This window comes from Inquilinus sp. YAF38, from assembly GCF_052113205.1.
Taxonomy (GTDB): Bacteria; Pseudomonadota; Alphaproteobacteria; order DSM-16000; family Inquilinaceae; genus Inquilinus.
In genome coordinates this window covers 1-26,225 of sequence record NZ_JBFRCU010000036.1, presented here as the reverse complement: position 1 = coordinate 26,225, position 26,225 = coordinate 1, and the positions used below count along the sequence as shown (strand labels likewise).

The window sequence follows — 26,225 nt, the reverse complement described above, 5'->3', positions numbered from 1 at the left end:
CATGAGCCAGTCCGAGAAGAGCCCGATGTCTGCCGGCGAGCGCTTCGTCCAGGAATATGACGCCAATGTCGCCCGGCTGATCGAGGCCCATGCCTACGACCCGGCCGAGGAGCATGACGCCTGCGGCGTCGGCTTCATCGCCACGCTCGACGGCAAGCCGCGGCGCGAGGTGGTGCAGGCCGGCATCGACGCGCTGAAGGCGGTGTGGCACCGCGGCGCGGTCGACGCCGACGGCAAGACCGGCGACGGCGCCGGCATCCATGTCCAGATCCCGCAGCAGTTCTTCCACGAGCATGTCGAGCGCGTCGGCCACCGGCCGCAGCCCGGCCTGATCGCGGTCGGCCAGGCCTTCCTGCCGCGCACCGACCTGGAGGCGCAGGAGAAGTGCCGCTGCCTGGTCGAGGGCGAGATCCTCAGCTTCGGCTACTACATCTACGGCTGGCGCCAGGTGCCGATCGACGTGGCGATCATCGGCGAGAAGGCGAACGCCGCCCGGCCGGAGATCGAACAGATCATGATCGCCAACCCCAAAGGGGTGCCGGAGGAGCAGTTCGAGCGCGACCTCTACGTCATCCGGCGGCGGATCGAGAAGGCGGCGCAGGCGGCAGGGATTGCCGATTTCTACCTGTGCTCGCTGTCCTGCCGGTCGATCATCTACAAGGGCATGTTCCTGGCGGCGCAGCTGACCGCCTTCTACCCGGACCTGCTGGACGAGCGCTTCGTCTCCAACTTCGCGATCTACCACCAGCGCTATTCGACCAACACCTTCCCGACCTGGCGCCTGGCCCAGCCCTTCCGCATGCTGGCCCACAATGGCGAGATCAACACGCTGAAGGGCAACAGCAACTGGATGCGCGCGCATGAGACGCGCATGGCCAGCCCGGTGTTCGGCGACGCGATCGAGGACATCAAGCCGGTGATCCAGGGCGGCAGCTCGGATTCGGCCGCGCTCGACGCGGTGTTCGAGGTGATGGTCCGCGCCGGCCGCGACGCGCCGATGGTCAAGGCCATGCTGGTGCCGGAGGCGACGCCGGCCGACGCCGACATCCCACCGACGCACCGCGCCTTCGTCAGCTACTGCAACGCGGTGATGGAGGCCTGGGACGGCCCGGCCGCGCTGGCCATGTATGACGGCCGCTGGGTGATGGGCGGCATGGACCGCAATGGCCTGCGGCCGATGCGCTACACCATCACCAATGACGGGCTGCTGATCGCGGGGTCGGAAGCCGGCATGGTCCGGCTCGAGGACAGCCGCATCATCGAGCGGGGGCGGCTCGGCCCGGGCCAGATGCTGGCGGTCGACCTGCAGGAAGGCCGCCTGTACCACGACCGCGAGATCAAGCAGGTTCTGGCCTCGAAGCAGCCGTACCAGGACTGGACCAAGCGGATCAAAGTGATCGACGGGCTGATCCGCGCCGGCGGCGAGGACACCGGTTCGGCGCTGCCGCGCGAGGAGCTGCGCCGCCGTCAGGTCGCCATGAACATCACCATGGAAGACCTGGAGCTGATCCTGCACCCGATGGTGGAGGACGCGAAGGAGGCGGTGGGGTCGATGGGCGACGACACGCCGATCGCCATCCTGTCCGACCTGAACCGGCCGCTGCACCATTTCTTCCGGCAGAATTTCAGCCAGGTCACCAACCCGCCGATCGACAGCTTGCGCGAGCGGCGGGTGATGAGCCTGCGCACCCGGCTGGGCAATCTGGGCAACATCCTCGACGAGGATGCCAGCCAGTGCGACCTGCTGCAGCTCGACAGCCCGGTGCTGACCAACGCCGAATACGAGGCGATGCGCGCCTATATGGGCGCGACCGCGGCGGAGATCGACTGTACCTTCGACCGCGCGGGTGGCGAGCAGGGGCTGCGCGACGCGCTGCGCCGGGTCTGCCGCGAGGCCGAGGATGCGGTGCGCGGCGGCGCCACCCACATCGTCCTGACCGACCAGCATGTCGGGCCGGACCGGGTGGCGATCCAGATGATCCTGGCCACCGGCGCGGTCCACACCCACCTGATCCGCCAGTCGCTGCGCACCTTCACCTCGCTGAACGTGCGATCGATGGAATGCGTCGACGTGCACCATTTCGCGGTGCTGATCGGCGTCGGCGCCACCACGGTGAACGCCTATCTGGCGCAGGAGGCGATCGCCGACCGGCAGCGCCGCGGCCTGTTCGGCGACCTATCGCTGGACGCCTGCATGAAGCGCTACCGGCAGGCGGTCGATGACGGGCTGCTGAAGATCATGTCCAAGATGGGCATCTCGGTGATCTCGTCCTATCGCGGCGGCTGCAACTTCGAGGCGGTCGGCCTGTCGCGCTCGCTCGTCGCCGAATACTTCCCGGGCATGCCCAGCCGCATCTCCGGCCTCGGCATGGCCGGCCTTCAGATGAAGGCGATCGAGATGCATGAGGCGGCGTGGAACAGCAACGTCGTCACGCTGCCGATCGGCGGCTTCTACCGCTATCGCCAGGGGCAGGAGCGTCACGCCTGGGAAGGGCGGATGATCCACATGCTGCAGCAGGCGGTGGCGACCGACAGCTACTCGCTGTACCGCAAGTATTCCGACATGATCCGGCACCAGGCGCCGGTGGCGCTGCGCGACCTGCTGGACTTCGTGCCGGTGCGCGAGTCGGTCTCGATCGACGAGGTCGAGAGCATTACCGAGATCCGCAAGCGCTTCATCACTCCCGGCATGTCGCTGGGCGCGCTGGGCCCGGAGGCGCATGGCACGCTGAACGTCGCCATGAACCGGATCGGCGCCCGGTCCGACAGCGGCGAGGGCGGCGAGGACCCGGCCCGGTTCCGGCCGGACAAGAACGGCGACAACTGGAACTCCGCGATCAAGCAGGTCGCCTCGGGCCGCTTCGGCGTCACCGCCGAGTACCTGAACCAGGCGCGTGAGCTGGAGATCAAGGTCGCCCAGGGCGCCAAGCCCGGCGAAGGCGGCCAGCTGCCCGGCTTCAAGGTGACGGTGGAGATCGCCAAGCTGCGCCACGCCACGCCGGGCGTGATGCTGATCAGCCCGCCGCCGCACCACGACATCTACTCGATCGAGGATCTGGCCCAGCTCATCTACGACCTGAAGCAGATCAACCCGGACGCCAAGGTCACGGTCAAGCTGGTCAGCCGCACCGGCATCGGCACCATCGCCGCCGGCGTGGCCAAGGCCAATGCCGACATCATCCTGATCTCCGGCCATGTCGGCGGCACCGGCGCCTCGCCCCAGACCTCGCTGAAATTCGCGGGCGTGCCGTGGGAGATGGGCCTGTCCGAGGTGCACCAGGTGCTGACCCTGAATCGGCTGCGCCACCGCATCCGGCTGCGCACCGACGGCGGCATCAAGACCGGGCGCGACGTGGTGATCGCCGCCATCCTCGGCGCCGAGGAGTTCGGCATCGGCACCGCCAGCCTGATCGCCATGGGCTGCATCATGGTCCGGCAGTGCCACTCCAACACCTGCCCGGTCGGCGTCTGCACCCAGGACCCGGAACTGCGGGCCAAGTTCTCCGGCACGCCGGAGAAGGTGGTCAACCTGTTCAGCTTCATCGCCGAGGAGGTGCGCGAGATCCTGGCCCAGCTCGGCTACCGCTCGATCAACGAGATCGTCGGCCGGACGGAGCTGCTGCGCCAAGTCAGCCGCGGCGCCGCCCATCTCGACGACCTCGACCTCAACCCGCTGCTGGCCAAGGCCGACCCGGGCGAGCATGCGATGTACTGCACGCTCGAGGGCCGCAACCCGGTGCCGGACACGCTGGATGCGCAGATGATCGCCGACGCCCGGCCGCTGTTCGAGCTCGGCGAGAAGACCCAGCTGACCTACTCGATCCGCAACACCCACCGCGCGGTGGGCACGCGGATGTCGTCGATGATCACCCGCAAGTTCGGCATGACCGGGCTGCAGCCGGGCCATGTGACGGTGCGGCTGCGCGGCAATGCCGGCCAGTCGCTCGGCGCCTGGGCGGTGCAGGGGCTGAAGCTCGAGGTGTTCGGCGACGCCAACGACTATGTCGGCAAGGGCTTGTCCGGCGGCACCATCGTGGTCCGGCCGTTCGCGGCGTCGGTGCTGAAGACCAACGAGAACACCATCATCGGCAACACGGTGCTGTACGGCGCCACCGCGGGCCGGCTGTTTGCCGCCGGCCAGGCGGGGGAGCGCTTCGCGGTGCGCAACTCCGGCGCCACGGTGGTGGTCGAGGGCTGCGGCTCGAATGGCTGCGAGTACATGACCGGCGGCACCGCCGTGATCCTAGGCCCGGTCGGCGACAACTTCGCTGCCGGCATGACCGGGGGCATGGCCTTCGTCTATGACGACGACAGCAGCTTCGCCCGCCGCGCCAATCCGGAGAGCGTGCTGTGGCAGCGGATTGAGACCCGGCACTATGACGACCAGCTGCGCGCCCTGATCGCCGAGCATGTGCGCGAGACCGGGAGCGCCTGGGCCGCCTCGATCCTGCATGACTGGCCGATCGAGCGGTCGAAGTTCTGGCAGGTGGTGCCGAAGGAGATGGTGTCGCGGCTGCAGCACCCGATCCATGGTGACGACGAGGCGCTGCGGATCCCGGCGGAGTAAGGGGTCAGGCCACGGCGTAGCGCTGGTACAGCCCGTTGCGGAACACACCGTTCGGGTCGTGCCGGCGCTGCGCCGCGATCACCTCGTCCCAGGCGGGGTAGGCGCGGCGCAGCTGCTCCGCGGTCGCGTGCAGCCGGTAGGGCAGGTAGTAGGTGCCGCCGGCGTCGATCGCGGCGTCGATCAGGCCGCGGGTCATGCGCTGCATCCGCTCCTCGCCGGCGACGGACCTTTCCTGGACGAACAGCATGACCAGGCCGAACACGTCCTCGCGGGCATAGGCCAGGGCGCTACGGTCGTCGCGGCGGACGTCGCGCACCGTGACGTTCAGCAGGTTGCCCTGGTCGCGCCGGATCACCGCGCGGGCCGCCTGGGCGAAGTCCCACAGCCGGGCCCGGGGCACGAAGTACTCGTGCAGGATGTCGGTCGACCCGGGCTCGCGGTTGGCGAACACCGAAGCCGGCTCATTGAGCAGGCTGTTGCGGCTGGTCCGCTCCGCCAGCCACGGCCCGGCCTCGCGTTCCAGCCACCAGCGCAGCGCCTTGCCGGTGTCGCTGCCGGCGGCGTTGCGGAACACCAGCCGCTGCAGCCCGCCATGGTCCAAAGCAGGCAGGGGCAGCACGGCGCCGCGGGTCTCCGGCACCGGCACGTACCAGCCCAGCACCGCCTCCTCGAACAGGCTGCCCGGATCGACCGACAGCCGGCCATAGGCCATCTCGACCGGCGATCCCGGCGCCGCCACCCGCTCGGCGAAGGCCGCGGCGTAGTCATTGGTCGGCATCGCGGCGAAGTCCGGCACATACATCGCGTTGGGCAGGATGACGATCTCGGCCTCCAGGATCACCCCGAACAGCCCGTAGCCGCCCAGCGCCAGGCCGAACAGTTCGTCCCCAGGGCCGCAGTCCATGACCATGCCATCGGCGGTCAGCAGCCGCAGCCGCCGCACCGTGCTCGCGGCCGGCGGGCTGTTGGCGTGCCAGCCATGGGCGTTGACGCTCAGCGTGCCACCGATGCTGAAGTCGTTGTTCGACTGCATCACGGCGGGGGAGAAGCCGGTGGCGTTCAGCGCCGGCACGATGTCGCGCCACAGCGCTCCGCCGCCCACCCGCATCGTGCGCGCCTCGGCGTCGATCGCCAGCTCGTTCAGCGGCAGGGCGTCCAGCACCCAGCCGTCGCGCAGCAGGCTCTGCCCGCCCATCGAGTGGCGGGCGCCGGACACGGCCAGGGCCGGTTCCGCTCCGGCCGCGATCCGCTGCAGCAGCGGCGCGAGCCGCGCCGCCGCCGCGTCAGGGGCTGCCTCGGCGAATGCGACGCCGCGCACCGGCGTCGGGTTCAGGCCGCTGGCATCGTCCAGCAGGGTCCGGGGCGGGGCAAGGGGCGGCAGCCTGGACTCATCGGACAACCGCTGCAGCCAAGCCCCGCCGATACCCCCCAGCGCCGCCGAGCCCAACACCACGGCGCCGGTCGCCAGCACGCGCCGCCGAGTCGATCCCCTCCTGGCCATGATCCCCCGCATCGTCCCCTGCCGGCGATAGTATTACCGGGACAGGCGTGGGATTATGGCGAAGCTCAGACGTATTGCGCGATGCCGTTGCCGAAGGACCAGTTCTCCTTCGCCACCTCGATCAGGTTGATGAACACGTCCTCGCGGCGCAGGCCGGGGCTCTCGGCCAGCCGGTCGGCGATGCGGCGGTACAGTGCCTGCTTCTGCTCAATCGTCCGGGTGTTGCTGACGGTGATCTGGACGAACACCAGGTCGTTCGTCCGCTCGATGCCGAGATAGGATGGGTCGTAGTCGAAGCCGGTCTCGTCATGCTCGTGCACCAGCACGAAGCGGTCGTTCTCCGGCACGTTGAAGGTCTCGCGCATGGCCAGATAGACGCCGTCGCGAATGGCGGCGATATGCGCGGCAGACTTGCCCTTGCGCAGCGAGATGCGGACGAGGGGCATGGGATCCTCCGAGGTCGGGCGGCAGGAGCCGCGGTAACCTCTATGTAGCTCGCCCTTGATCATTTCGGAATGAACTCGATATCACTATCAATGATTTCAATTTGAAATGATGATGCGATGCGCGCCCTCGACCTCGATGCGATCCACGCCTTTGTCCTGGTGGCCGATCACGGCAGCTTCACCCGGGCGGCCGACGCGCTCGGCGCCACCCAGTCCGGCATCAGCCTGCGGCTGAAGCGGCTGGAGGACCGGCTCGGCGCCCGGCTGTTCGAGCGCACGCCGCGGCTGGTGCGGCTGACGCCGCAGGGCGAGGCCTTCCTGCCGCGCGCCCGGCGGCTCCTGGAGGCGCAGGACGACGCGATCGCCGCGGTCTCGGCCGGGCCGCAGCGGCTGGTGCTGGGCATCAGCGATCATGTCGCGGGGCCGGAGCTGCCGGGGCTGCTGGCCCGGGTGGCGGGGCAGGGGCCCGGCCTGGCGCTGGAGGTCCGGCTGGGCCTGTCGCAGGACCTGCTCGCCGACTACGACACCGGCGCGCTCGACGCGGTGATCGTCCGCCGCGACGCCGGCCGCCGCGACGGTGAGGCGCTGTTCCGCGACGAGTTCGGCTGGTTCGCCGCCACCGGCTGGCACCATCGCCCGGGCGACCCGCTGCCGCTGGTCACGCAGGCGGCCCGCTGCGGCATGCGGACCGTGGCGCTGCGCGCGCTCGACTCCGCCGGCATCGCCTGGGTCGAGGCCTTCATCGGCGGCGGCAGCGCCGCGGTGGCGGCGGCGACCGTGGCGGGACTCGGCGTCTCGCCTCTGGCCCGCCGGACCGCGCCGCCCGGCACCGCCGATGTCGGGCCGCGGCTCGGTCTGCCGGCCCTGGCGCCAAGCGAGGTGATGCTGCATTCGCGCCTGTCGGACCCTCGGCTCGCCGGCGCCCTGCGCGGCCTCGCCGCCGCCTTCCGCCTGCCGGTCGCGGCGTGACTCGCCGTCGCAGCCAGACCAAAGGCAAGGCTTCACCGGTTGGTTCCCGGCCGCGGCGCGGGGGTGGCATGTGCCGCTGCAGCGCAACGCGACTCTTACCGAACCATGGCGGCATCGGTTAGAGTTCGCCCGCCATGCGAACCCTCTATCACATCTGGCTCTCCGCCCAATCCCGCATCGTCCGGCTGCTGCTGGCCGAGAAGGACCTGCATTGCGACACCAAGGTCGAGCGGGTCTGGGAGCGCCGCGAGGAGTTCCTTGCCCTCAACCCGACGGGCGAGGTGCCGTTGCTGATCGAGCCGGACGGCACGACGCTGACCGATGTCTGGGTCATCGTCGAGTATATGGAGGAGATGCATCCCGAGGTGCCGCTGTTGGGCGACACCACGCTGGCCCGGGCCGAGACCCGGCGCCTGCTGGTGTGGTTCGACCAGAAGTTCGGCCGTGAGGTGACCGAGAACCTGGTCGGCGAGAAGTTCATGAAGCGGGTGACGCGCAGCGGCCAGCCCAGCTCCGACGCGATCCGCGCCGGCCGGCACAACGTGCACTATCACCTCGATTACATCTCCTACCTCGCCGAGACCCGGCGCTGGCTGGCCGGCGACGAGTTCAGCCTGGCCGATATCGCCGCCGCCGCCCATCTCTCGGTGGTCGACTATCTTGGCGACGTGCCCTGGGACGCCCATCCGGAGGCGCGGCAATGGTATTCGCGCATAAAGTCCCGCCCCAGCTTCCGGCCGTTGCTGGAGGACCACGTTCCCGGCATTCCGGCGCCGGCGCATTACCGCGACCTGGATTTCTGACCCGGTCCGTCCTATCTGTGTTGTTGAGAGTGATTCTTAGATAGCGCCGTCCTGCACGGCGGATCATCGGAGACGAAGCATGGATGCCTTGGATCTTCTGCTGAAGCGCCGCTCGGTGCCCGCCCGCAACATGGTCGAGCCCGGGCCGGATGCGGCGGCGCTGGAGCGGATCCTGCGCGCTGGCACGCGGGTGCCGGACCACGGCAAGCTGGCGCCCTGGCGCATCCAGGTGCTGCGCAAGGACGGGCAGCGCCGGCTGGGCGAGGCGATGGCCGGGATCTTCGCCCGCGAGACCCCGGACGCCACCGAGGCGCTGGTCGAGGCGATGCGGCAGAAGCCGGCCCTGGCGCCGCTGCTGCTGGTGATCACCCACCAGCCGCAGCCCGGCAAGATCCCGGAGTTGGAGCAGATCCTGTCCGGCGGCGCGCTGTGCCAGAACATCCTGGTGGCGGCGCACGCCCAGGGCTATTGCGCAAGCTGGATCACCGGCTGGCCGGCCTACCACCCGCAGATCGTCGAACTGCTGGGCCACAACCCGGCGACCGACAAGATCATCGGCTTTATCTATCTCGGCACCCCGACCGAGCCGATGGAGGACCGGCCGCGCCCGGCGCTGTCCGACGTCGTCACCGAATGGTCCGGCGCGCCGGTGCAGGTGGCCTGACGACGCTTACGCCGCCGCGGCGACGCGGCGCGACTCCATCAGCAGCGCCAGGAAAGCCCGTGCCGCGGGGTTGACCGGGCCGTCGCCGGCACCGCGCTTGGCCTGGGCGACGCCGAGTTCCCAGCAGATCTCGGGCGGGGCCAGCGTCGCCACCGCCAGCGGCGGGCGGTGCGGGTCGGCCGGATGCGCGGCGATCAGCGCCTCCGGCACCAAAGCGATGCCGAGGCCGAGGGCGACGAGGTCGAGCGCGGTCGGCAGGTCGTTGACCTCGAAGCCGGTGCGGCGCTCCACCCGGATGCGCGAGAAGGCTTGGTCGACCAGCTGCCGCGTGCCCCAGTCGGTCTGGAAATCGACGAAGGTCTCGCGGCCCAGCCGGCTCAGGGCCACGTTCTTGCGGCCCGCCAGCGGATGGTCGTGGCGGCAGGCGGCCACCAACTCCTCGCAGGCCAGCATGGTGGCCCGGACGTCCGGAGGCGGCGCCGGCTGCATCGGCACGAAGGCCAGGTCCACCCGGCTGTCGCGCAGCTTCTCGAACAGCCGGTCCGACCCGCCCTGGCACAGCCGGATCTCGACCCCGGGATGGGCCGCGTGAAACCGGGCCAGCAGCGCCGGCAGATCGACGAACGGCGCCAGGCTGTGAGTGGTGCCAATCGCCAGCCGGCCGCGCGCCAGGCCCTGCACCGCGGCGACGGCGTCGCGGGCGCCCTGCGCCGCCACCAGCACCCGCCGCGCCTCCTCGGCCAGCACCCGGCCGGCGGCGGTCAGGTCGACCCGCCTGGTGCTGCGGATGAACAGCGGCGCGCCCAGTTCCTCCTCCAGCGCCCGGATCGAAGCCGACAGGCCGGACTGGACGATGTTCACCCGCCGGGCGGCGCGGGTGAAGTGCTGCTCCTCCGCCACCGCCAGGAAATGCTCCAGCTGCCTCAGATCCATGATCCTGCCCGGTTCCGCCGATTGTGCTGCGATCATGCTGAATGCGATCTGAACATTCAATTGGAACGCTGAATGTGATGCCGTCATTCTCCATGTCTGACGTAATCGGGAGACGATCATGAGCGAAGGCCACACGCATCTGCCGACACGACGCTTCGGCACCACCGACATGGCGATCACCCGGGTCGGCTTCGGCGCCTGGGCGATCGGCGGCGCCGGCTGGGCCGCGGCCTGGGGTGAGCAGGATGACGACGCCTCGGTGGCGGCGATCCGCCACGCCGCCGAGGTTGGCATCAACTGGATCGACACCGCGGCGGTCTACGGCCTCGGCCATTCCGAGGAGATCGTCGGCCGCGCCCTGCGCGAGATCCCGGCCGACAAGCGGCCCTACGTCTTCACCAAGGGCGGGCTGATCTGGGACGAGGCGAACCGCACCGCCGTGCCCAAGCGCGTCGGCGCCCCGGCCAGCCTGCGGCGCGAGGTCGAGGCCTCGCTGCAGCGGCTCGGGGTCGAGCGGATCGACCTGTACCAGCTGCATTGGCCGGCCGAGGACGGCACCTCGATCGAGACCCTCTGGCAGACCTTTCTCGACCTGAAGCGCGAAGGGAAGGTGCGCGCCGTTGGCCTGTCGAACCACAATGTCGAGCTGCTGGCGCGGGCCGAAGCGGTGGGCCATGTCGACACGCTGCAGCCGCCCTTCTCGGCCATCCGGCGCGACATCGGGGCGTCGGAGCTGCCCTGGTGTGCGAAGCACCAGACCGGCGTCATCGTCTACAGCCCGATGCAGTCCGGGCTCCTGAGCGGCGCCTTCACGGCGGAGCGGGCGGCGGCGCTGTCGAAGGACGACTGGCGCTCGCGCTCGCCGCATTTCAGCGGCGACGGCCTGGCCCGCAACCTGGCGCTGGCCGCGGCGCTGAAGCCGGTGGCGGCGCGCCACGGCACCTCGGTCGCCGCCGTGGCGGTGGCCTGGACGCTGGCCTGGCCGGCGGTCACCGCCGCCATCGTCGGCGCCCGCGGCCCGGAGCAGGTCGACGGCTGGCTCGACGCCGCGACGCTGGAGCTTACGGCTGAGGATGTCGGCGAGATCGCCGCCGCGATCGAGAGCACCGGCGCGGGTACCGGGCCGGTTCGGCCGTAACGACGACGGGGACCGGGTTCGCCTTCGGGCAGGCCCGGTCACACGACCGTCAGCGTGTCCCCTTCGGCGATCCGGCCGCCGGCCAGCACCTCGGCATAGATGCCGCAATCGGCGTGGCCGAAGCCGGCGATCAGGGCCTTCGGGATGTTCAGGTCGCGCTCGCCGGTCGCCGGGTTGACGTTGACCGCGGCGCAGCGGGTGATACGGGAGACGACCTTGAGCCGCACCGGCCCGATCGCCAGCTCGCGATCGATCCAGTCGAACTCCGCCCAGGCCGGCAGGCCCTCGAGGATAAGGTTGCCGCGGAAGCGCCGCGGGTCGACCGGGGCGCGCGTCACCCGCTCGATGTCCTTCGCCGATGCCAGGTTGATCAGCGAGACCAGCTTCTCCGGCTTGTCGGTGAAGGCGAGGCCGGGGGCGGAGACGATCTTCAGCGCGCCGCGCGGATCCTTCATGAAGGCGTTCAGGAACTGGTTGATCAACTCCTGCCCGATCGGCATCGACAGCAGGCCACGCGCCACCTGCTTGCCGTCCCGCTTCAGCGTCAGCGCCTCGGTGGCGTCGTCATAGTCGATGCCCAGCAGCGCCAGCCGCTCGTCGGTCATCCGTTGCAGGAACTGCCGCTTCGGCTGCCAGCTCGGCGCCGTCGGGTCGCATTGGCTGGCGCCATGGACGATGGCGAAGCGCCGGTCATGCGGCAGCGTCTCGCCGGCGGCGAGATCGGTGGTGGCGAGCTTCTGACCGGACATGCCCTTGACGGGGTAGCGGTACAGTTCGGCGAGGCGGACGGCGGTCATGGCGGGTCTCGGGTTCCGGGAAAAAACCCTAGCGCGTTCTGGCCGGTGGAAACAATCAGCGCGCCGAGGATCGCCGCTATGCGCGATTGGGACCGGCCCCCATCGGCGCGCTCGCGGCACGACTCTTCCGGATGTTCCCGATGGCCCTTGTTGCAGCCCGGCCACACCCCTACATCAGTCCTGCATCCTCCCGGATCGCACGAATGTGGATCAAGGCGGGGTCGGGCTTCGAGCAAGACGACCGCGCCGGATAGCGGAGACTAGACGTATGGATCTTCAGAAGTTCACCGAGCGCAGCCAGGGATTCCTCCAGGCCGCTCAGACCGCGGCGCTGACCCGCGGCCACCAGCAGCTTTTGCCCGAGCACCTGCTGAAGGTGCTGCTGGACGACGAGGAGGGCCTGGCGGCCAACCTGATCCGCAGCGCCGGCGGCCGGCCCGAGGCCGCTTTGCAGGCGGTGGAGCAGGCGCTGGCCAAGCAGCCCAAGGTCGAGGGCGGCGGCGGCCAAGTCTATATGAGCCGCGAGCTGGCGCGGGTGCTGGACCAGGCGCAGGAGCAGGCGAAGAAGGCCGGCGACCAGTATGTCGCGGCCGAGCGGCTGCTGCTGGCGCTCGCCATCGCCAAGGAGACCGAGGCCGGCCGCGCCCTGGCCCAGGGCGGGATCACGCCGCAGACGCTGAACCGCGCCGTCGACGCCATGCGCAAGGGCCGCACCGCCGACAGCCCCGGCGCCGAGGGCCAGTACGAGGCCCTGAAGAAATACGCGCGCGACCTGACCGAGGCCGCGCGGTCGGGCAAGCTCGACCCGGTGATCGGTCGCGACGAGGAGATCCGCCGCACCATCCAGGTGCTGTCGCGCCGCACCAAGAACAACCCGGTGCTGATCGGCGAGCCCGGCGTCGGCAAGACCGCGATCGTGGAGGGGCTGGCCCTGCGCATCGTCAATGGCGACGTGCCGGAGAGCCTGAAGAACAAGCGCCTGCTGGCGCTCGATCTCGGGTCGCTGGTCGCCGGCGCCAAGTTCCGCGGCGAGTTCGAGGAGCGGCTGAAGGCCGTGCTCCAGGAGGTGACGACCGCGGCCGGCGAGATCGTGCTGTTCATCGACGAGATGCACCAGCTGGTCGGCGCCGGCAAGGCGGACGGCGCGATGGACGCCTCGAACATGCTGAAGCCGGCCCTGGCGCGCGGCGAGCTGCACTGCGTCGGCGCCACCACGCTCGACGAGTACCGCAAGCACGTCGAGAAGGACGCGGCGCTGGCCCGGCGGTTCCAGCCGGTCTTCGTCTCCGAGCCGACGGTCGAGGACACCATCTCGATCCTGCGCGGACTGAAGGAGAAGTACGAGCTGCACCATGGCGTGCGCATCACCGACGGCGCCATCGTGGCGGCGGCGACCCTGTCGAACCGCTACATCACCGACCGGTTCCTGCCGGACAAGGCCATCGACCTCGTGGACGAGGCCGGCGCGCGGTTGCGCATGCAGGTCGACAGCAAGCCCGAGGAGATCGAGGCGCTGGACCGGCGCACCATGCAGCTGAAGATCGAGCGCGAGGCCCTGAAGAAGGAGACCGACGCGGCCTCGAAGGACCGCCTCGCCAAGCTGGAGCAGGAATTGGCCGAGCTGGAGGAGCAGTCTTCCAGCCTGACCGCGGCCTGGACCGCGGAGAAGGAGAAGCTGTCCGCCGCGACCAAGGTCAAGGAGCAACTGGACCAAGCCCGCGGCGAGCTGGAGCAGGCGCAGCGCGGCGGCAACTGGGCTCGCGCCGGCGAGCTGACCTACGGCGTCATCCCGGAGCTCGAGAAGAAGCTCAAGGAGGCCGAGGCGGCCCAGGCCTCGCACATGGTGCGCGAGGAGGTGCAGGCCGACGATATCGCCGCGGTGGTCAGCCGCTGGACCGGCGTGCCGGTCGACCGGATGCTGGAGGGCGAGCGCGAGAAGCTCCTCCACATGGAGGAGAAGCTGAAGTCGCGCGTGGTCGGCCAGGATGAGGCGCTGACCGCCGTCGCCAACGCGGTGCGGCGCGCCCGCGCCGGGCTGCAGGACCCGAACCGGCCGATCGGCAGCTTCCTGTTCCTGGGCCCGACCGGCGTCGGCAAGACCGAGCTGACCAAGGCGCTGGCCGAGTACCTGTTCGACGACGACACGGCGATGGTCCGCATCGACATGTCGGAATACATGGAGAAGCACGCGGTCAGCCGGCTGATCGGCGCCCCTCCGGGCTATGTCGGCTATGACGAGGGCGGGGCGCTGACCGAGGCGGTGCGGCGCCGGCCCTACCAGGTGATCCTGTTCGACGAGGTCGAGAAGGCCCATCCGGACGTCTTCAACGTGCTGCTGCAGGTGCTGGACGACGGCCGCCTGACCGACGGGCAGGGGCGGACGGTCGATTTCCGCAACACGTTGATCGTCATGACCTCGAATCTGGGCTCGGAGCATCTCGCCGTCGCCTCGATCGAGCAGGGGGACAGCGAGGGCGAGATCGACTTCGTCAGCCGCGAGAAGGTGCTGATGGCGGTGCGCCAGCACTTCCGGCCGGAGTTCCTGAACCGGCTGGACGAGATGATCGTGTTCCGCCGCCTGACCCGGGCGAACATGACCGGCATCGTCGAGATCCAACTGGGCCGTCTGCGCCAGCTGCTGGCCGACCGCAAGGTGACGCTGGAGCTGGATGACAAGGCCAAGGGCTGGCTGGCCGACCAGGGCTACGACCCGATCTACGGGGCGCGCCCGCTGAAGCGGGTGATCCAGCGCGAGTTGCAGAACCCGCTGGCGACGGCGATCCTGGAGGGCCGGGTGGCCGACGATAGCGCGGTCAAGGTCACCACGGGCGAGGACGGGCTGGTGATCGAGCCCCAGCCGCTCGCCGCGGCGGCCTGACGGCCAGACGACAGGGGAAGGGGCGCTTCGGCGCCCCTTTCTCTTGTCTACACCGTGATCTCGAAAACGAAGTCGAGGAAGGCACGCACCCGGGCCGGGGGCAGGCCGCGCGAGCGGTGATAGGCGTAGACCGGGAATCGCTCATCCGACCAGTCGGGCAGCAGCCGGACCAGCCGGCCGGACGCCAGCAGGTCGCGCACGCTGAACTCCAGCGGCTGGCCGATGCCCTGGCCGCCCAGCAGGGCGCCGATCAGGCTGCCGGAATCGTTCACCGTCAGCCGGCCTTTGACCGGCACCGACAGCACCTCGGCCTTGCGCCGGAACTCCCACTCGTAGGGCCGGCCGGTGGCGGCCTCCTTCACCAGGACGCATTCGTGGCCGTCCCGGACCAGATCGTCCGGATGCTGCGGACGCCCGCGCCGAGCCACGTAGTCGGGGGCGGCGCAGGTCAGCACCCGGGTCTCCAGCAGCAGCTTGCTGTTCAGGCCTGAGGGTTCGGGCTCGCCGAAGCGGAGCGCGATGTCGAAGCCCTCGGCCACCAGGTCGCCGATGCGGTCGCGCACCACCAGCTCCAGCTCGATCTCCGGATGGCGTGCCATGAAGCCGGCCAGGCGCGGGGCCAGGACGGAGTGGCCGAAGGCGGCATCGGCATTGACCCGCAGCCGGCCCCGGACCGCGGTGGCGCCGCCCGACGCCTCGGCCGTCCGGTCCTCGATGCCGGTCAGGTGCGGCATCACCCCGTCATAGAAGCGGCGGCCCTCCTCGGTCAGGGTGATCGCCCGCGGCGTGCGGTCGAACAGGCGCACGCCCAGCCGCGCCTCCAGCCGGGCGACGGCACGGCTGACGCCGGACTGGGTCAGGCCCAGGCTGTCCGCCGCCCGGACGAAGCTGCCGGCCTCGACCACCGCGGCCAGGGCGCTGATGCCGCTCAGCAGGCGGCCGTCGAAGGCCATGAGAACGACTCCCAGTCATCGAAATGATGTCGACTATGCGCTCGTGTCGTGGCGGGTCAAGCCATAGGGTCTCCGGCAACGGCGAAGGACGCCGCAACTGATGGAGATCCCCATGGAAGGCAAAGTCATCGCGATCACCGGCACGTCGAGCGGCATCGGCGAAGCCGTGGCGCGCCATTTCGCCAAGGCCGGCGCCGCCGTGATGCTGGGCGCCCGCCGCCTGCACCGGCTCGAGGTCGTGGCCGACGAGATCCGCCGCGGTGGTGGCCGGGTGGCGCTGCAGCGCCTGGACGTCACCCGCCGCGAGGATGTTGAAGCCTTCGTCCAGGCCGCGGTGAAACAGTTCTGCCGGCTCGACGTGATCGTCAACAACGCCGGGGTGATGCCGCTGTCCCCGGTCGCGGACCTCAAGGTCGAGGAATGGGACCGGATGGTCGACGTCAACCTCAAGGGCGTGCTGTACGGCGTCGCCGCGGCCCTGCCGGTGTTCCAGGCCCAGGGCTCCGGCCACGTGATCAACGTCACCTCGGTGGCCGACCGGCGCATCGTGCCGACCGCCGCGGTCTATTCGGCCACCAAATATGCCGTGCGCGCCTTCTCCGAGGGGCTGCGGCAGGAGGTCGGCGGCGGCATCCGGGTCACGGTGGTGGCGCCTGGCGCGACGGAATCGGAGCTGGCCAATGGCATCTCCGACCCCGAGCTGCGGCGCGCCGCGATCGAGGATTACCGCCGCGACCTGCTCCCGGCCGAGGCCATCGCCAGCGCGATCGCCTATGCCGTCGCCCAGCCGCCTGAGGTCGACGTCAACGAGCTGGTCGTGCGCCCGACCGCCCAGGCCTATTGAGCGGAGGCAACGATGGTTCCCTCCCGCATCGCCCTGGCAGCCCTGGCGGTTCTCTCCGCCTCGGCCGCCGCAGCCCAGTCCCAGACCATCCCGACACAGGCCATCGACATGACACGCACCGACCTCTCCGAAACCGATCTCGTCGGCATGTGGGTGACCGAGAACGGCCATATCCGGCTCGAGCTGCTGGCCGGCGGCCGCTATGACGAGGCGCGCGGCGCCAAGCGCAGCGCCTATACCGGCCGCTGGGAGATCCGCGGCCCTGGCCAGATCTTCTTCGCCGACGATTCCGGCTTCACCGCCGTGGGCACCGTCGCCGACGGCACCCTTGAAGTGGGTGGCGACCGCTTCCGCCGGGAGGGGCGCTGGGACTGACCGGCACGCCGTCCTATCATCCCGGCAACCGAGGAGAGGACGGCATGATCCGCATCGACCATCTCGACCACCTGGTGCTGACCGTGGCCAGCATCGAGGCGACCTGCGACTTCTACGCCCGCGCCCTGGGCATGCAGGTCGAGACCTTCGGCCAGGGCCGCAAGGCCCTGCGCTTCGGCGACCAGAAGATCAACCTGCACCAAGCCGGGCGCGAGTTCGAGCCGAAGGCGCTGCGGCCGATTCCGGGATCGGCCGATCTCTGCTTCATCGCCGCGACGCCGCTGGAGGAGGTGATGGCCCATCTCCAGCGTCTCGGCATCGCCATTGAGGAGGGCCCGGTGCCCCGCACCGGGGCGACCGGGCCGATCCGCTCGGTCTATCTCCGCGATCCCGACGCCAACCTGATCGAGATCTCGAACCCGGCCTGAGGCCTCACTCCAAGTCACCCCGCTTCTTGCCGGCGCGGCCCTGCTTGTTGCGCTGGATCCAGACCTTGCGCGCCGCGGCCCGGGCGACCGGGTCTTCCCGGCGGCCGAGATGCGCCAGCTCGCGCTGCAGCTTGCCCCAGTTGCGCCAGCGGTCCCCATCCAGGCGGCCATCCTCCAGCGCCGCGCGCACGGCGCAGCCGGGTTCCGCCTCATGCCGGCAGTCGCCGAAGCGGCATGTCGCCGCCAGCGCCTCGATGTCGTCGAAGGCCGTGGCGACACCGGCCTCGGCATCCCACAGCCCCAGCTCGCGCATGCCCGGCGTGTCCAGCACCAGACGCCCATCCGGCAGCAGCACCAGCTCGCGATGGGTGGTGGTGTGACGGCCGCGGGCGTCATCCTCGCGGATTCCGCCGGTCGCCATCCTCTCCATCCCGGCCAGGGCGTTGACTAGGCTGGACTTGCCGACGCCGGAACTGCCCAGCAGCACCGCCGTCTGGCCGGGGGCGAAGCAGCCGCGCAAGCCCTCGATGCCCTCGCCGCTGACGGCGGAAACGACATGGACCGGCACGCCCCGGGTCAGCGGTTCGATTTCGGCAAGCGCTGGCGCGCGGTCGTCGCACAGATCGGCCTTGGTCAGCACCACCACCGGCGCGGCCCCGCTCTCCAATGCCGTGGCGAGGTAGCGCTCGATCCGCCGGGCGTTGCGCTCGGCGTTCAGCGAGGTGACGAGGAAGGCGACCTCGATATTGGCGGCCACCACCTGGGCAACCGGCCGGCCGGGCCCGGCCGCCTTGCGGGTGAAGGCGTTGCGCCGCGGCAGCACGGCGTGGATGGTGGCGCTGGCTTTGTCCGGGGGCACGGACACAGCGACCCAGTCGCCGGTCACGGGATACTCGCCTTCCTGCGCCTCATGGGCGAAGCGTCCGGACAGGTGGCTGGTCATCTCGCCCTGCGGCGTGATGAGGGTGTAGGCGCCGCGCCGCTGCACGGTGACGCGCGCCGGGCTCAGGCCTTGGGCTGCATGAGGGCTGAAATCATCCTGGAGCCCCTGGCTCCAGCCATAGCGTTCGATCAATTCGGAAATCCTCGGTCGGAAAGCCTGTCAGGCGCCGGCCGATGGAATCCTGGTGTCAGGAGGTCCGAACGGCGGCACAGCAAAGGGGGGCGCGAAACGCGCGGACAATCGCAGCCATCGTCATACCCTCCTTTCCGAGCCGTTAGGGGCAGCCCAGGGATAAGCCGGCCGGGGCGGGGCGTCAAGCCGGCGCATGATCTTACTGCTTGGAGCCCGGCCCGGGGTCGGGCGATGCTCGCCGGTGCAACCAACGAAGGGGGCTTCCATGCTGCGCATTCCGGCCGCGACGGCCGTCCTGTCCCTGGCACTGGCCGCCACGCCGGCGGCGCAGGCGGCAGAGGGGTTGTGGAGCGTCTATGATTCGGCGCTGAAGAGCGCGAAGTACATCGATCTGACCCATGCCTTCGCCCCGGTCCAGCCGGTCTGGCCGGGCTTCGGCAATGCCGAGTTCAAGCCCGCGACGGCAGGCAACGAGCTGCCGGACTACGCCAAGAAGGGCGACGAGTTCACCTATGCCAAGCACGGCTTCGTCGCCACCGCTTACGCCCTGCCGACCGATCAGTACGGCACCCAGCTGGACCCGCCGGCGCATTGGGACGAATATGGCGCCACCATCAGCGACCTGCCGCCGACCTTCGCGGTGCGGCCGCTGGTGGTGATCGACATCCATGAGAAGGTGGCGAAGGACCCGAGCTATGCGATGACTGTGGACGACGTCACCGCCTGGGAGGCGAAGCACGGCACCGTGCCCGAGGGCAGCGTCGTCATGGTCCGCACCGACTGGTCGAAGAAGTGGGACGACGTCGCCCATTTCAACGACAAGCCGTTCCCCGGCGTGTCGCTGGATGCGCTGAAGTTCCTGCACCTGCAGCGCCGCATCCTGTTCCACGGCCATGAGCCGCTGGACACCGACGCCACGCCGGACCTGGAGGGCGAGGCCTGGCTGATGCACAATCACTTTACGCAAGCGGAAGGTGTGACCAATCTCGACCAAGTGCCGGAGGCCGGAGCGCTGATCAGCATCGGCTTCGCCAAGCCGCTGGGCGGCACCGGCGGCTATGCCCGCTACATCGCCATCGCCCCGGCCGACTGGCCGCACGGCGTGACCATCGCCGAGGCGCCCGGCGCGCCGCTGCCGAAGCAGACCGCGCCGCTGCGCCGCGGCCCCGACGGGGTGATGCGGCCGACACCGAAATAAGGGAGGCCGCCGATGTCGACCTCGAAGCTGGCGGTGCTGCTGATGACCCTGTGCGCCTTCGTTGCCGGCCCGCCCGTCGGCCGGGCCGCCGAGAAGACGGTCGGCTTCATCGTGGACGGCCAGAAGGTGGTCGGCACGCTCGCCCTGCCGGACGACGTCGCCTCGCCGCCCGTCGTGCTGCTGCTGCACGGCTTCACCGGCACCCGCAACGAGATGGAGATCCCCGCCGTGAAAGAGGGGGTCTTCCATCGCGCCGCGCGGATCTGGGCGGAGCGGGGCTTCGCCAGCCTCCGCATCGACTTTCGCGGCAACGGCGACAGCGAGGGTGCCTTCGCCGATATGACCCTGGACAGCCAGGTGAAGGACGCGCTGGCGGCGCTCGATTTCCTCGCCGCGGAGGGGGATGTCGACCGCGATCGCATGGCGCTGGTGGGCTGGAGCATGGGCGGCACGGTCGGCGCCATCGTCGCCGGCCGCACCTCGCACAGGCTGACCTCGGTCTCGCTCTGGGCACGCGGCACCAATCTGGCGGCGTCGGTGGCGCTGCTGGTCGGGCCGGAGGTCATGCGCCAGGGGCTGGCGGGCGGCGACAAGCCGATCACGGCCAGGCTGCCCTGGGGCGCCGAGGTGCCGCTGAAACAGGCCTTCTTCGACAGCCTCTATGCCGTCGACCCGGTGGCGGAGATCGCCCGCTACAAGGGCCCGCTGCTGGTGGCGGTCGGCACCAAGGACACGGTGGTGTTCCCGCAGCCGGAGGCCGGGCAGGTCCTGCTCGACTACCATGACGGGCCGGAGGAGCTGTGGGTGCAGCCGATGGACCATGCCTTCAACGCCTTCGAGGGCACCGAGATGGTCGACGCGCTGATCGCCAAGACCGGCGACTTCATCGCCGCCGGGATGAAATAGGCGGGGAGTGGCTTCCCGCCCGTGCGCTACTTCTTGACGATGCCGGCCCAGAAGTCGGTGTCGATGCTGGGGCCCAGCACCAGGCCGTCGACCTCGGCGCGGTGCGCCACCACCTCCGTCGTCTGGTACAGGATGGCGTAGGACGAGCTGTGCAGGATGTCGCGCTGCAGCGCCTGGTACAGCGCGGCGCGCTTGGCCGTGTCGGTCTCGCGGACCGCCGCCTCGACCCGGGCGCTCAGCTCCGGGATGTCCCAGTTGTTGCGCCAGGCGATGGTCTTGGTCCGGGTGTTCGGGCTGTTGTCCGCATTCTCGGCGAAAGCCTGGGCGTTGGTGTGCGGGTCCTGGTAGTCCGGGCCCCAGAAATACAGGAAGATGTCCTGCTGGCGGGCGCGGTAGCGGGTGTAGATCTGCTTTAGGTCCTGCTGGTTCAGCGTCAGCTTGATCCCGGCCCGCGCCCAGCTGGCCTGGATCGCCTGGGCGATGTCGGGATAGGGCGGCTGGCTCGGTACGTCGATCGTCACCTCGAACCCGTCCGGCAGCCCGGCCTGCTTCAGCAGGGCCTTGGCCTTGTCCAGATCGAAGGCGAAGGGCGTGTCGTCGACCGCGCCGAGGAAGCCGGTCGGCAGGAAGGTCTGGTGCGTCGTGTAGCCCTGGCCCAGCAGGGCGGCGCGGATGCCCTCATAGTCGATCAGATAGCGCAGCGCCTCGCGCACCTCCGGGTGCTGCAGCGCCGGATGGGCCTGGTTGAAGCCGAGATACAGCAGGTTGCCCTTGGGCGCCGTCTGGATGCGGATGTCCGGGTTCTTCGCCAGCGCCTCGACCTGGTCCTTGCCAAGGCTGCGGGCGTAGTCGGCGTCGCCGTTTTCCAGGAGCAGACGGGCGGTCGCCGCCTCCTGGACATGGCGGATGAAGATCCGCCGGGTCTTCGGCGCCTCGCCCCAGTAATTCGGGTTGGCCTCCAGCAGCAGGCTCTCGCGCGGCTTCCAGCTCTTCAGCACATAGGGGCCGGACCCGGCGGAGTTCAGCCGCACCCAGCCATTGCCGAGATCGCCGTCCGTCTCGTGCTCCTGCGCCAGCTTGCTATCGACCACCGAGGCGACTGTGGCGGTCAGCAGATAGTAGACGAAGCTGGGCGAATAGGCCTCGCCGGTCTCGATCACCAGGGTCGCAGGGTCGGTGGCGCGAATCCGGTCGCGCGCATTGTCGGCGGTGAAGCCGAGCTGGGTGATGATGAAGGCCGGGGTCTTGTTCAGGATCGCCACGCGCTGCAGCGACCAGGCCGCGTCCGCCGCCGTGATCGGGTTGCCGGAGGCGAATTTCAGGTCCTGGCGAATCTTGAAGGTGAAGGTCCTGCCATCGGCGCCGACCGACCAGCTCTCCGCCAGCACGCCCTTGATCTTGGACACGTCCTGCAGGTCGTAGGCCAGCAGCCGGTCATAAGTGTTGGCGTTCTCCTGTTCGGAGGTCAGCTCGAACTCCTCGGCCGGGTCGAGCGAGACGATGTCGTCGATCGGCTGGGCGATGACGACGGTGTTGGCCGGCGTCTTGGCCGCGGCCGCCCAGGGCGCGGCCAGGGCGGCCGTCAGGGCCAGGGTGAGGAGAGGGGTGCGCATCGGACCATCGGACTCCGTCGGGACAGCGGTCGCCAGGATGACGTGGATTTCCGGAAAATCCACTCAATCCTTGTTGCTCGCCGGATTTTGCAATCTTCGATCGCTAATTCCATCCTCCGCTTTTGGCGTTGCCAGCGCGGGGCGGCACCGCCAGGGTCGAGGTCTCCCCGGCCGCCGAGACCTCGATGCCCGACCTTCACATCACCAGCGATTTCGAGGGCGGCAGCGTCCGGGTGCTGGAATGCCGCGATCCCGGCGCGATCCGGCTGGCGCTGCGGCCGGACGGCCGGGCGCCGGACCTGCAGTGGTTCCACTTCCGGCTGCATGGCGCGAAGGGCCGCAACTGCCGCATGATCTTCGAGAATTCGGGCCAGCTGGCCCGGCTGGCCGGCCGCGACGAGATCCCGGATTGCTGGACCGGCTATCGCCCTGTCGCCTCGCATGACGGTATGGAGTGGCTCCGGGTCGGGGCGGATTACCGCGACGGCGTGTTCTCGATCGTCGACCGGCCGCGGCACGACGCTGTCGACTACGCCTATTTCGCGCCCTGGCCGCTGGCGCGGCACCGGGCGCTGGTCGACCGCGCCCGGCAGGCGCCGCAGGTGGCGCATGACGTGCTGGGCCGGACGCCGGACGGGCACCCGATCGACCGGCTGACGATCGGCCGGTCCGGCCCGGGCAAACCGCGGCTGTGGATCATGGCGCGGCAGCACCCGTCCGAGACCATGGGCGGCTGGTTACTGGAGGGGCTGATGGGCCGGCTGCTCGACGCGGCCGATCCGCTGGCCGCCGACCTGCGCGAGGCGGCGGTGATCCACATCGTGCCGACCGCCAACCCGGATGGCTGCGCCCGCGGCCACACCCGCACCAACGCGCTGGGGATGAACCTGAACCGCGCCTGGAACGATCCGGCGGCGGCGAATGCGCCGGAGGTGGCGGCGATCCGCGGTGCGATGGAGGCCGAGGGCGTCGATTTCTGCCTCGACATCCACGGCGACGAGGAACTGCCCTATAATTTCCTCGGCGGGCCGCTGGAGATCCCGTCGCGCAGCCCGGCGCTGCGCCGGCGCTTCGTCGACTTCATGCGCGGGCTGGAGGCGGCGAGCCCGGATTATGTCCGCCGCCACCCCTATCCGGGCGGGCCGCCGGCCGAGGCCGATCTGCGCATGGCCTGGAACTGGATCGCCGAGCGCTTCGGCTGCCTGACCGTGCTGCTGGAGATGCCGTTCAAGGACCAGGTCGATGCGCCGGATGCGCGCTTCGGCTGGTCGCCGCAGCGCAGCGCGCGCCTCGGCCGGGCGATGCTGGAGCCGATCGCGGCGGCGCTGCCGGGGATGCGGCAGGGCGCGTCCGGCGCCGGGATGTGATAGAGCTCGCAGGATAACGATCCTGGAGGGGGGCGCGTGGTTGGACTCCGGATTCCGGCGCGGGCGGCCTTGGCCGCGGCGCTCCTGATCGCGGGCGGCATCGCGATGGCGGCCGAGGCGGATCGCGAGACCAAGGGGGTGACTGAGAACAACCTCCCGGTCTTCTACCAGAAGCTGAAGGACCAGCTGCATTTCGCCCTGGCCTGGGATCCGGCGGGCGGCGACTTTTCGCACTGGCGGGCGACCGCGCGGGCGAAGCTGTGGGACCTGCTGATCCAGCCGGACGATTCGGCGCCGTTCGACGCCAGGGTGGTCGAGGAGCAGGACCGCGGCGACCACGTGGCGCGGAAGATCGTCCTGTCGATCACCGGCAACAGCCGCATCGCCGCGCTGCTGCTGATGCCGAAGGGGCAGGGGCCGTTTCCGGCGGCGCTGGTGCTGCACGACCATGGTGGCAAGTTCGACATCGGCAAGGAGAAGATGGTCCGGCCCTGGGGCGATGAGGCCCGGCTGGCATCGGCCCAGGCCTGGGTCGACAAGTACTATTCGGGCAACTTCATCGGCGACGATCTGGCCCGCCGCGGCTATGTCGTGCTGGCGACCGACGCGCTGGGCTGGGGCGACCGCCAGAACAATGGCCCGGAGTCGCAGCAGGCGCTGGCCTCGAACCTGTTCAACCTCGGCTCGTCGCTGGCCGGCACCATCGCGGTGGAGGATGTACGGGCGGCCCGCTGGCTGGCGTCGCTGCCCGAGGTCGACAAGGGCCGGGTCGCCGCGGTCGGATTCTCGATGGGTGCCTTCCGCGCCTGGCAGGTGGCGGCGCTGACCGACGCGGTCACCGCCGGCGTCGCAGTCAACTGGATGGCGACGCTGGACGGGCTGATGGTGCCCGGCAACAACCAGCTCAAGGGCCAGTCGGCCTTCAACATGTTGCATCCCGGCATGTTCCGCTGGTTCGACTACCCCGACGCGGCCGCGATCGCGGCGCCGAAGCCGATGCTGTTCTATGCCGGCGAGACCGACCCGCTGTTCCCGGTGGCCTCGGTGCGCCAGGCCTTCGCCAGCATGGAACGGGTCTGGGCCGATGCCGGCGCGCCGGACCGGTTCTCGGCGAAGGTCTGGCCGAACGCCCATATCTTCCGGGCCGAAGAACAGTCGGAGGCCTTCGACTGGCTCGACCGGCAGTTCGGGCGGGTGGAGTGAGAAGGCGGGGCTCGGCTTCGGCAAAACCCCTCAGCCGGAGGCGCAAGCGCCTCCGGCCTCTGCCGTAAATGGGAGAGGCAAAACAATCCGGATCTTGGCTGCGTAGGTTGGGTTCGCGGCAAGCGAACCCAACAATGGTGCGACGGCGGGGTGTTGGGTTCGCGACGCGAACCCAACCWACGCGGTCGTGCCGCGGACGCTCAGCTGCTGTCCGGGTTCGGCGGCTCCGGTTCGGGCCGGCCGGAATCGGACTCGCCCGACTCGGCGGACCAGTCGTCCGCGGTCTCGCGGTCGGCGGCCTCGGTCTCCCGCGGCGGGACGGGCGTCATCTCGCAGCCCTCGTCCCAGCTCTGCGGCAGCCGGACCGGCGGGTGGCCGATCTTGCGGCAGACCTCCCGCACCAATTCTTCCGCCGACAGCGTGTCCAGCTGCGCGTCGAGCATCTCGTCCTCGACCAGCGACTCCCACGCCATCGCCCGCATGCATTCGACGTCCACCCCGCGCTCGGGCTGTGCCGTCGCCTCGCCGACCATTTGCGCCGCGCGCTCGCGACGCTGCCGGCGGCGGGCTTCCTCGCCCGAGGCCTTGCGTTCGTCCCGCCGCGTCATGAAGCCGTTGCGGATCCGGTCGGTCAGGGCGACCGTCAGCCGCACCGAGCGCGTCAGCCGCGCCTGGATCAGGCCGAAAGCCGGCGACGGCGCCTTCGGGTCGTGATGCGCCCGCTCCTGCTGCCGCTCGGTCAGGCGCTTGCAGCGCATGTCGATCTCGGCCGCCTCGCGCAGCGTGGTCAGCGCCCAGCCCGTCCAATGCATGTCGGGGTCGGTCGGCCGGATCGGTTCGGATCGCGCCTCATTCATAGAACATAGCATGAACGAGAATCATGGATGCGCGCAATGAACATTGCGTTAATTCCATCGGCCCTTGGCTGGAGCGTATTCGAGCCGTTGTTAACCCAGCTCCTCATCGCGCCACGAGGATAGCGGCTCGGGCGCGCGAGGCGCCCGAGCCGGCACAGGTTACAGCATGAAGTCCGAGGCCTGCAGCGTGATTGCGCCGTCGAGACGAATGTGGAAGTCCGAGGTGCCGTCGCCGTCGATGTCCCCGGCGATAGTGGTGACGCCGGGGCTGGTGAACGCGTAGCGCAGYTGACCGGCGACTCCRGTGTAGGCGGCGGTGCCGATGAAGCTGAAGGCCGTGTCGCCGTTCCCGGCATCGCCGTCGGCGTCGATCATCCGAACCGAGATCACGTCCCCGGTCTGGAAGTCCTGGATSGTGTCGGCGGCCGAGACGGYGCTGTCGGAAACCGCTGTGTAGCTGAAGAAGTCCCTGCCGCCGCCGCCGTTCAGCGTGTCGGCGCCAGCTCCACCCCGCAGCACGTCGTCACCGCCGCCGCCGTTGAGGCTGTCATCCCCGTCGAACCCRATGAGCGCGTTRCCCAGGGCGTTGCCGGTCATCACGTCGTCGTGATTGCTGCCGTTGATCGTCTCGACGTCATCGGCGATCGTATCGCCCTCGGCCGTGCCGCCGGTGTTGACCTGGGTCTGGAGGTTGATCGTCACGCCGACGG

The 26,225-nt window shown here is 69.8% G+C and carries 22 protein-coding genes; 13 read left to right on the top strand and 9 right to left on the bottom strand.

The genetic code is table 11. The features are described 5' to 3' along the window. The first annotated feature begins 1 nt into the window (after nt 1). Nucleotides 2-4,567, top strand: coding sequence for a glutamate synthase large subunit (gene gltB / locus AB4Z01_RS17590; RefSeq protein WP_441695842.1), 4,566 nt, complete (start codon nt 2-4; stop codon nt 4,565-4,567). Between the two features lie 4 nt (nt 4,568-4,571). On the opposite strand, the gene AB4Z01_RS17585 is transcribed toward gltB, so the two are convergent. Continuing rightward, nucleotides 4,572-6,068 carry an FAD-binding protein gene (locus AB4Z01_RS17585; protein ID WP_441695841.1) on the bottom strand — a complete coding sequence of 499 codons (1,497 nt, stop codon included), beginning with the start codon at nt 6,066-6,068 and terminating at the stop codon, nt 4,572-4,574. Between the two features lie 65 nt (nt 6,069-6,133). Continuing rightward, entirely contained in the window at nt 6,134-6,514 is a 381-nt protein-coding gene (locus tag AB4Z01_RS17580; protein ID WP_441695840.1) for a tautomerase family protein, read from the bottom strand. A 117-nt stretch (nt 6,515-6,631) separates the two neighbouring features. Here AB4Z01_RS17580 and AB4Z01_RS17575 point away from each other — a divergent pair, with 117 nt between their 5' ends. The 3 genes from AB4Z01_RS17575 (at nt 6,632) to AB4Z01_RS17565 (ending at nt 8,950) form a co-directional block, all read left to right on the top strand. Further along, the gene (locus AB4Z01_RS17575) at nt 6,632-7,483 is read left to right on the top strand and encodes a LysR family transcriptional regulator (RefSeq protein ID WP_441695839.1); all 852 of its coding nucleotides are present in this window, start codon (nt 6,632-6,634) and stop codon (nt 7,481-7,483) included. A gap of 134 nt (nt 7,484-7,617) precedes the next feature. Then, nucleotides 7,618-8,286, top strand: coding sequence for a glutathione S-transferase family protein (locus tag AB4Z01_RS17570; protein WP_441695838.1), 669 nt, complete (start codon nt 7,618-7,620; stop codon nt 8,284-8,286). 79 nt (nt 8,287-8,365) lie between these two features. Continuing rightward, the gene (locus tag AB4Z01_RS17565; RefSeq protein WP_441695837.1) at nt 8,366-8,950 is read left to right on the top strand and encodes a nitroreductase family protein; all 585 of its coding nucleotides are present in this window, start codon (nt 8,366-8,368) and stop codon (nt 8,948-8,950) included. Between the two features lie 6 nt (nt 8,951-8,956). Here AB4Z01_RS17565 and AB4Z01_RS17560 read toward each other — a convergent pair whose 3' ends face one another. Then, nucleotides 8,957-9,883, bottom strand: coding sequence for a LysR family transcriptional regulator (locus tag AB4Z01_RS17560; RefSeq protein WP_441695836.1), 927 nt, complete (start codon nt 9,881-9,883; stop codon nt 8,957-8,959). 118 nt (nt 9,884-10,001) lie between these two features. Between AB4Z01_RS17560 and AB4Z01_RS17555 the strand changes: the two genes are divergently transcribed. Continuing rightward, nucleotides 10,002-11,021, top strand: a complete 1,020-nt coding sequence (locus AB4Z01_RS17555; RefSeq protein ID WP_441695835.1) for an aldo/keto reductase — start codon at nt 10,002-10,004, stop codon at nt 11,019-11,021. Nucleotides 11,022-11,059: 38 nt separating this feature from the next. On the opposite strand, the gene AB4Z01_RS17550 is transcribed toward AB4Z01_RS17555, so the two are convergent. Beyond that, nucleotides 11,060-11,818, bottom strand: coding sequence for an MOSC domain-containing protein (locus tag AB4Z01_RS17550; protein WP_441695834.1), 759 nt, complete (start codon nt 11,816-11,818; stop codon nt 11,060-11,062). Nucleotides 11,819-12,086: 268 nt separating this feature from the next. On the opposite strand from AB4Z01_RS17550, the gene clpB reads away from it, so the two are divergent. After that, entirely contained in the window at nt 12,087-14,696 is a 2,610-nt protein-coding gene (clpB, locus tag AB4Z01_RS17545) for an ATP-dependent chaperone ClpB (RefSeq protein ID WP_441695833.1), read from the top strand. 47 nt (nt 14,697-14,743) lie between these two features. Here clpB and AB4Z01_RS17540 read toward each other — a convergent pair whose 3' ends face one another. Next, nucleotides 14,744-15,649, bottom strand: coding sequence for a LysR family transcriptional regulator (locus AB4Z01_RS17540; protein ID WP_441695832.1), 906 nt, complete (start codon nt 15,647-15,649; stop codon nt 14,744-14,746). A gap of 112 nt (nt 15,650-15,761) precedes the next feature. On the opposite strand from AB4Z01_RS17540, the gene AB4Z01_RS17535 reads away from it, so the two are divergent. The 3 genes from AB4Z01_RS17535 to AB4Z01_RS17525 are packed head-to-tail and all read left to right on the top strand — an operon-like array spanning nt 15,762 to nt 17,296. Then, nucleotides 15,762-16,493 carry an SDR family oxidoreductase gene (locus AB4Z01_RS17535; RefSeq protein ID WP_441695831.1) on the top strand — a complete coding sequence of 244 codons (732 nt, stop codon included), beginning with the start codon at nt 15,762-15,764 and terminating at the stop codon, nt 16,491-16,493. A gap of 12 nt (nt 16,494-16,505) precedes the next feature. After that, complete coding sequence (locus AB4Z01_RS17530; protein WP_441695830.1) at nt 16,506-16,868, top strand: Atu4866 domain-containing protein; 363 nt, start codon at nt 16,506-16,508, stop codon at nt 16,866-16,868. Between the two features lie 44 nt (nt 16,869-16,912). After that, nucleotides 16,913-17,296, top strand: a complete 384-nt coding sequence (locus tag AB4Z01_RS17525; RefSeq protein ID WP_441695829.1) for a VOC family protein — start codon at nt 16,913-16,915, stop codon at nt 17,294-17,296. A gap of 4 nt (nt 17,297-17,300) precedes the next feature. On the opposite strand, the gene rsgA is transcribed toward AB4Z01_RS17525, so the two are convergent. Beyond that, a complete protein-coding gene (rsgA, locus tag AB4Z01_RS17520) occupies nt 17,301-18,371 on the bottom strand; it encodes a ribosome small subunit-dependent GTPase A (protein WP_441695828.1) in 1,071 nt (356 codons plus the stop codon). Nucleotides 18,372-18,636: 265 nt separating this feature from the next. On the opposite strand from rsgA, the gene AB4Z01_RS17515 reads away from it, so the two are divergent. After that, a complete protein-coding gene (locus AB4Z01_RS17515; RefSeq protein WP_441695827.1) occupies nt 18,637-19,569 on the top strand; it encodes a cyclase family protein in 933 nt (310 codons plus the stop codon). Nucleotides 19,570-19,581: 12 nt separating this feature from the next. Beyond that, entirely contained in the window at nt 19,582-20,475 is an 894-nt protein-coding gene (locus tag AB4Z01_RS17510) for an alpha/beta hydrolase family protein (RefSeq protein ID WP_441695826.1), read from the top strand. Between the two features lie 26 nt (nt 20,476-20,501). On the opposite strand, the gene AB4Z01_RS17505 is transcribed toward AB4Z01_RS17510, so the two are convergent. Continuing rightward, a complete protein-coding gene (locus tag AB4Z01_RS17505; RefSeq protein ID WP_441695825.1) occupies nt 20,502-22,088 on the bottom strand; it encodes an ABC transporter substrate-binding protein in 1,587 nt (528 codons plus the stop codon). Nucleotides 22,089-22,273: 185 nt separating this feature from the next. On the opposite strand from AB4Z01_RS17505, the gene AB4Z01_RS17500 reads away from it, so the two are divergent. After that, the gene (locus AB4Z01_RS17500; protein WP_441695824.1) at nt 22,274-23,455 is read left to right on the top strand and encodes a M14 family metallopeptidase; all 1,182 of its coding nucleotides are present in this window, start codon (nt 22,274-22,276) and stop codon (nt 23,453-23,455) included. Between the two features lie 36 nt (nt 23,456-23,491). Continuing rightward, the gene (locus tag AB4Z01_RS17495; protein WP_441695823.1) at nt 23,492-24,658 is read left to right on the top strand and encodes a dienelactone hydrolase family protein; all 1,167 of its coding nucleotides are present in this window, start codon (nt 23,492-23,494) and stop codon (nt 24,656-24,658) included. 200 nt (nt 24,659-24,858) lie between these two features. On the opposite strand, the gene AB4Z01_RS17490 is transcribed toward AB4Z01_RS17495, so the two are convergent. Both AB4Z01_RS17490 and AB4Z01_RS17485 read right to left on the bottom strand, forming a co-directional pair. Continuing rightward, the gene (locus AB4Z01_RS17490) at nt 24,859-25,515 is read right to left on the bottom strand and encodes a hypothetical protein (protein WP_441695822.1); all 657 of its coding nucleotides are present in this window, start codon (nt 25,513-25,515) and stop codon (nt 24,859-24,861) included. Nucleotides 25,516-25,674: 159 nt separating this feature from the next. Beyond that, the coding region (locus AB4Z01_RS17485) for a M10 family metallopeptidase C-terminal domain-containing protein (protein WP_441695821.1) at nt 25,675-26,225 on the bottom strand (551 nt) is incomplete at its 5' end.

What these genes read in the sequence shown, in the direction of transcription:
- gltB (WP_441695842.1), top strand. Translation starts at nt 2, where the DNA reads ATGAGCCAGTCCGAGAAGAGCCCGATGTCTGCCGGCGAGCGCTTCGTC.
- AB4Z01_RS17585 (WP_441695841.1), bottom strand. Translation starts at nt 6,068, where the DNA reads ATGGCCAGGAGGGGATCGACTCGGCGGCGCGTGCTGGCGACCGGCGCC.
- AB4Z01_RS17580 (WP_441695840.1), bottom strand. Translation starts at nt 6,514, where the DNA reads ATGCCCCTCGTCCGCATCTCGCTGCGCAAGGGCAAGTCTGCCGCGCAT.
- AB4Z01_RS17575 (WP_441695839.1), top strand. Translation starts at nt 6,632, where the DNA reads ATGCGCGCCCTCGACCTCGATGCGATCCACGCCTTTGTCCTGGTGGCC.
- AB4Z01_RS17570 (WP_441695838.1), top strand. Translation starts at nt 7,618, where the DNA reads ATGCGAACCCTCTATCACATCTGGCTCTCCGCCCAATCCCGCATCGTC.
- AB4Z01_RS17565 (WP_441695837.1), top strand. Translation starts at nt 8,366, where the DNA reads ATGGATGCCTTGGATCTTCTGCTGAAGCGCCGCTCGGTGCCCGCCCGC.
- AB4Z01_RS17560 (WP_441695836.1), bottom strand. Translation starts at nt 9,883, where the DNA reads ATGGATCTGAGGCAGCTGGAGCATTTCCTGGCGGTGGCGGAGGAGCAG.
- AB4Z01_RS17555 (WP_441695835.1), top strand. Translation starts at nt 10,002, where the DNA reads ATGAGCGAAGGCCACACGCATCTGCCGACACGACGCTTCGGCACCACC.
- AB4Z01_RS17550 (WP_441695834.1), bottom strand. Translation starts at nt 11,818, where the DNA reads ATGACCGCCGTCCGCCTCGCCGAACTGTACCGCTACCCCGTCAAGGGC.
- clpB (WP_441695833.1), top strand. Translation starts at nt 12,087, where the DNA reads ATGGATCTTCAGAAGTTCACCGAGCGCAGCCAGGGATTCCTCCAGGCC.
- AB4Z01_RS17540 (WP_441695832.1), bottom strand. Translation starts at nt 15,649, where the DNA reads ATGGCCTTCGACGGCCGCCTGCTGAGCGGCATCAGCGCCCTGGCCGCG.
- AB4Z01_RS17535 (WP_441695831.1), top strand. Translation starts at nt 15,762, where the DNA reads ATGGAAGGCAAAGTCATCGCGATCACCGGCACGTCGAGCGGCATCGGC.
- AB4Z01_RS17530 (WP_441695830.1), top strand. Translation starts at nt 16,506, where the DNA reads ATGGTTCCCTCCCGCATCGCCCTGGCAGCCCTGGCGGTTCTCTCCGCC.
- AB4Z01_RS17525 (WP_441695829.1), top strand. Translation starts at nt 16,913, where the DNA reads ATGATCCGCATCGACCATCTCGACCACCTGGTGCTGACCGTGGCCAGC.
- AB4Z01_RS17515 (WP_441695827.1), top strand. Translation starts at nt 18,637, where the DNA reads ATGCTGCGCATTCCGGCCGCGACGGCCGTCCTGTCCCTGGCACTGGCC.
- AB4Z01_RS17510 (WP_441695826.1), top strand. Translation starts at nt 19,582, where the DNA reads ATGTCGACCTCGAAGCTGGCGGTGCTGCTGATGACCCTGTGCGCCTTC.
- AB4Z01_RS17505 (WP_441695825.1), bottom strand. Translation starts at nt 22,088, where the DNA reads ATGCGCACCCCTCTCCTCACCCTGGCCCTGACGGCCGCCCTGGCCGCG.
- AB4Z01_RS17500 (WP_441695824.1), top strand. Translation starts at nt 22,274, where the DNA reads ATGCCCGACCTTCACATCACCAGCGATTTCGAGGGCGGCAGCGTCCGG.
- AB4Z01_RS17490 (WP_441695822.1), bottom strand. Translation starts at nt 25,515, where the DNA reads ATGAATGAGGCGCGATCCGAACCGATCCGGCCGACCGACCCCGACATG.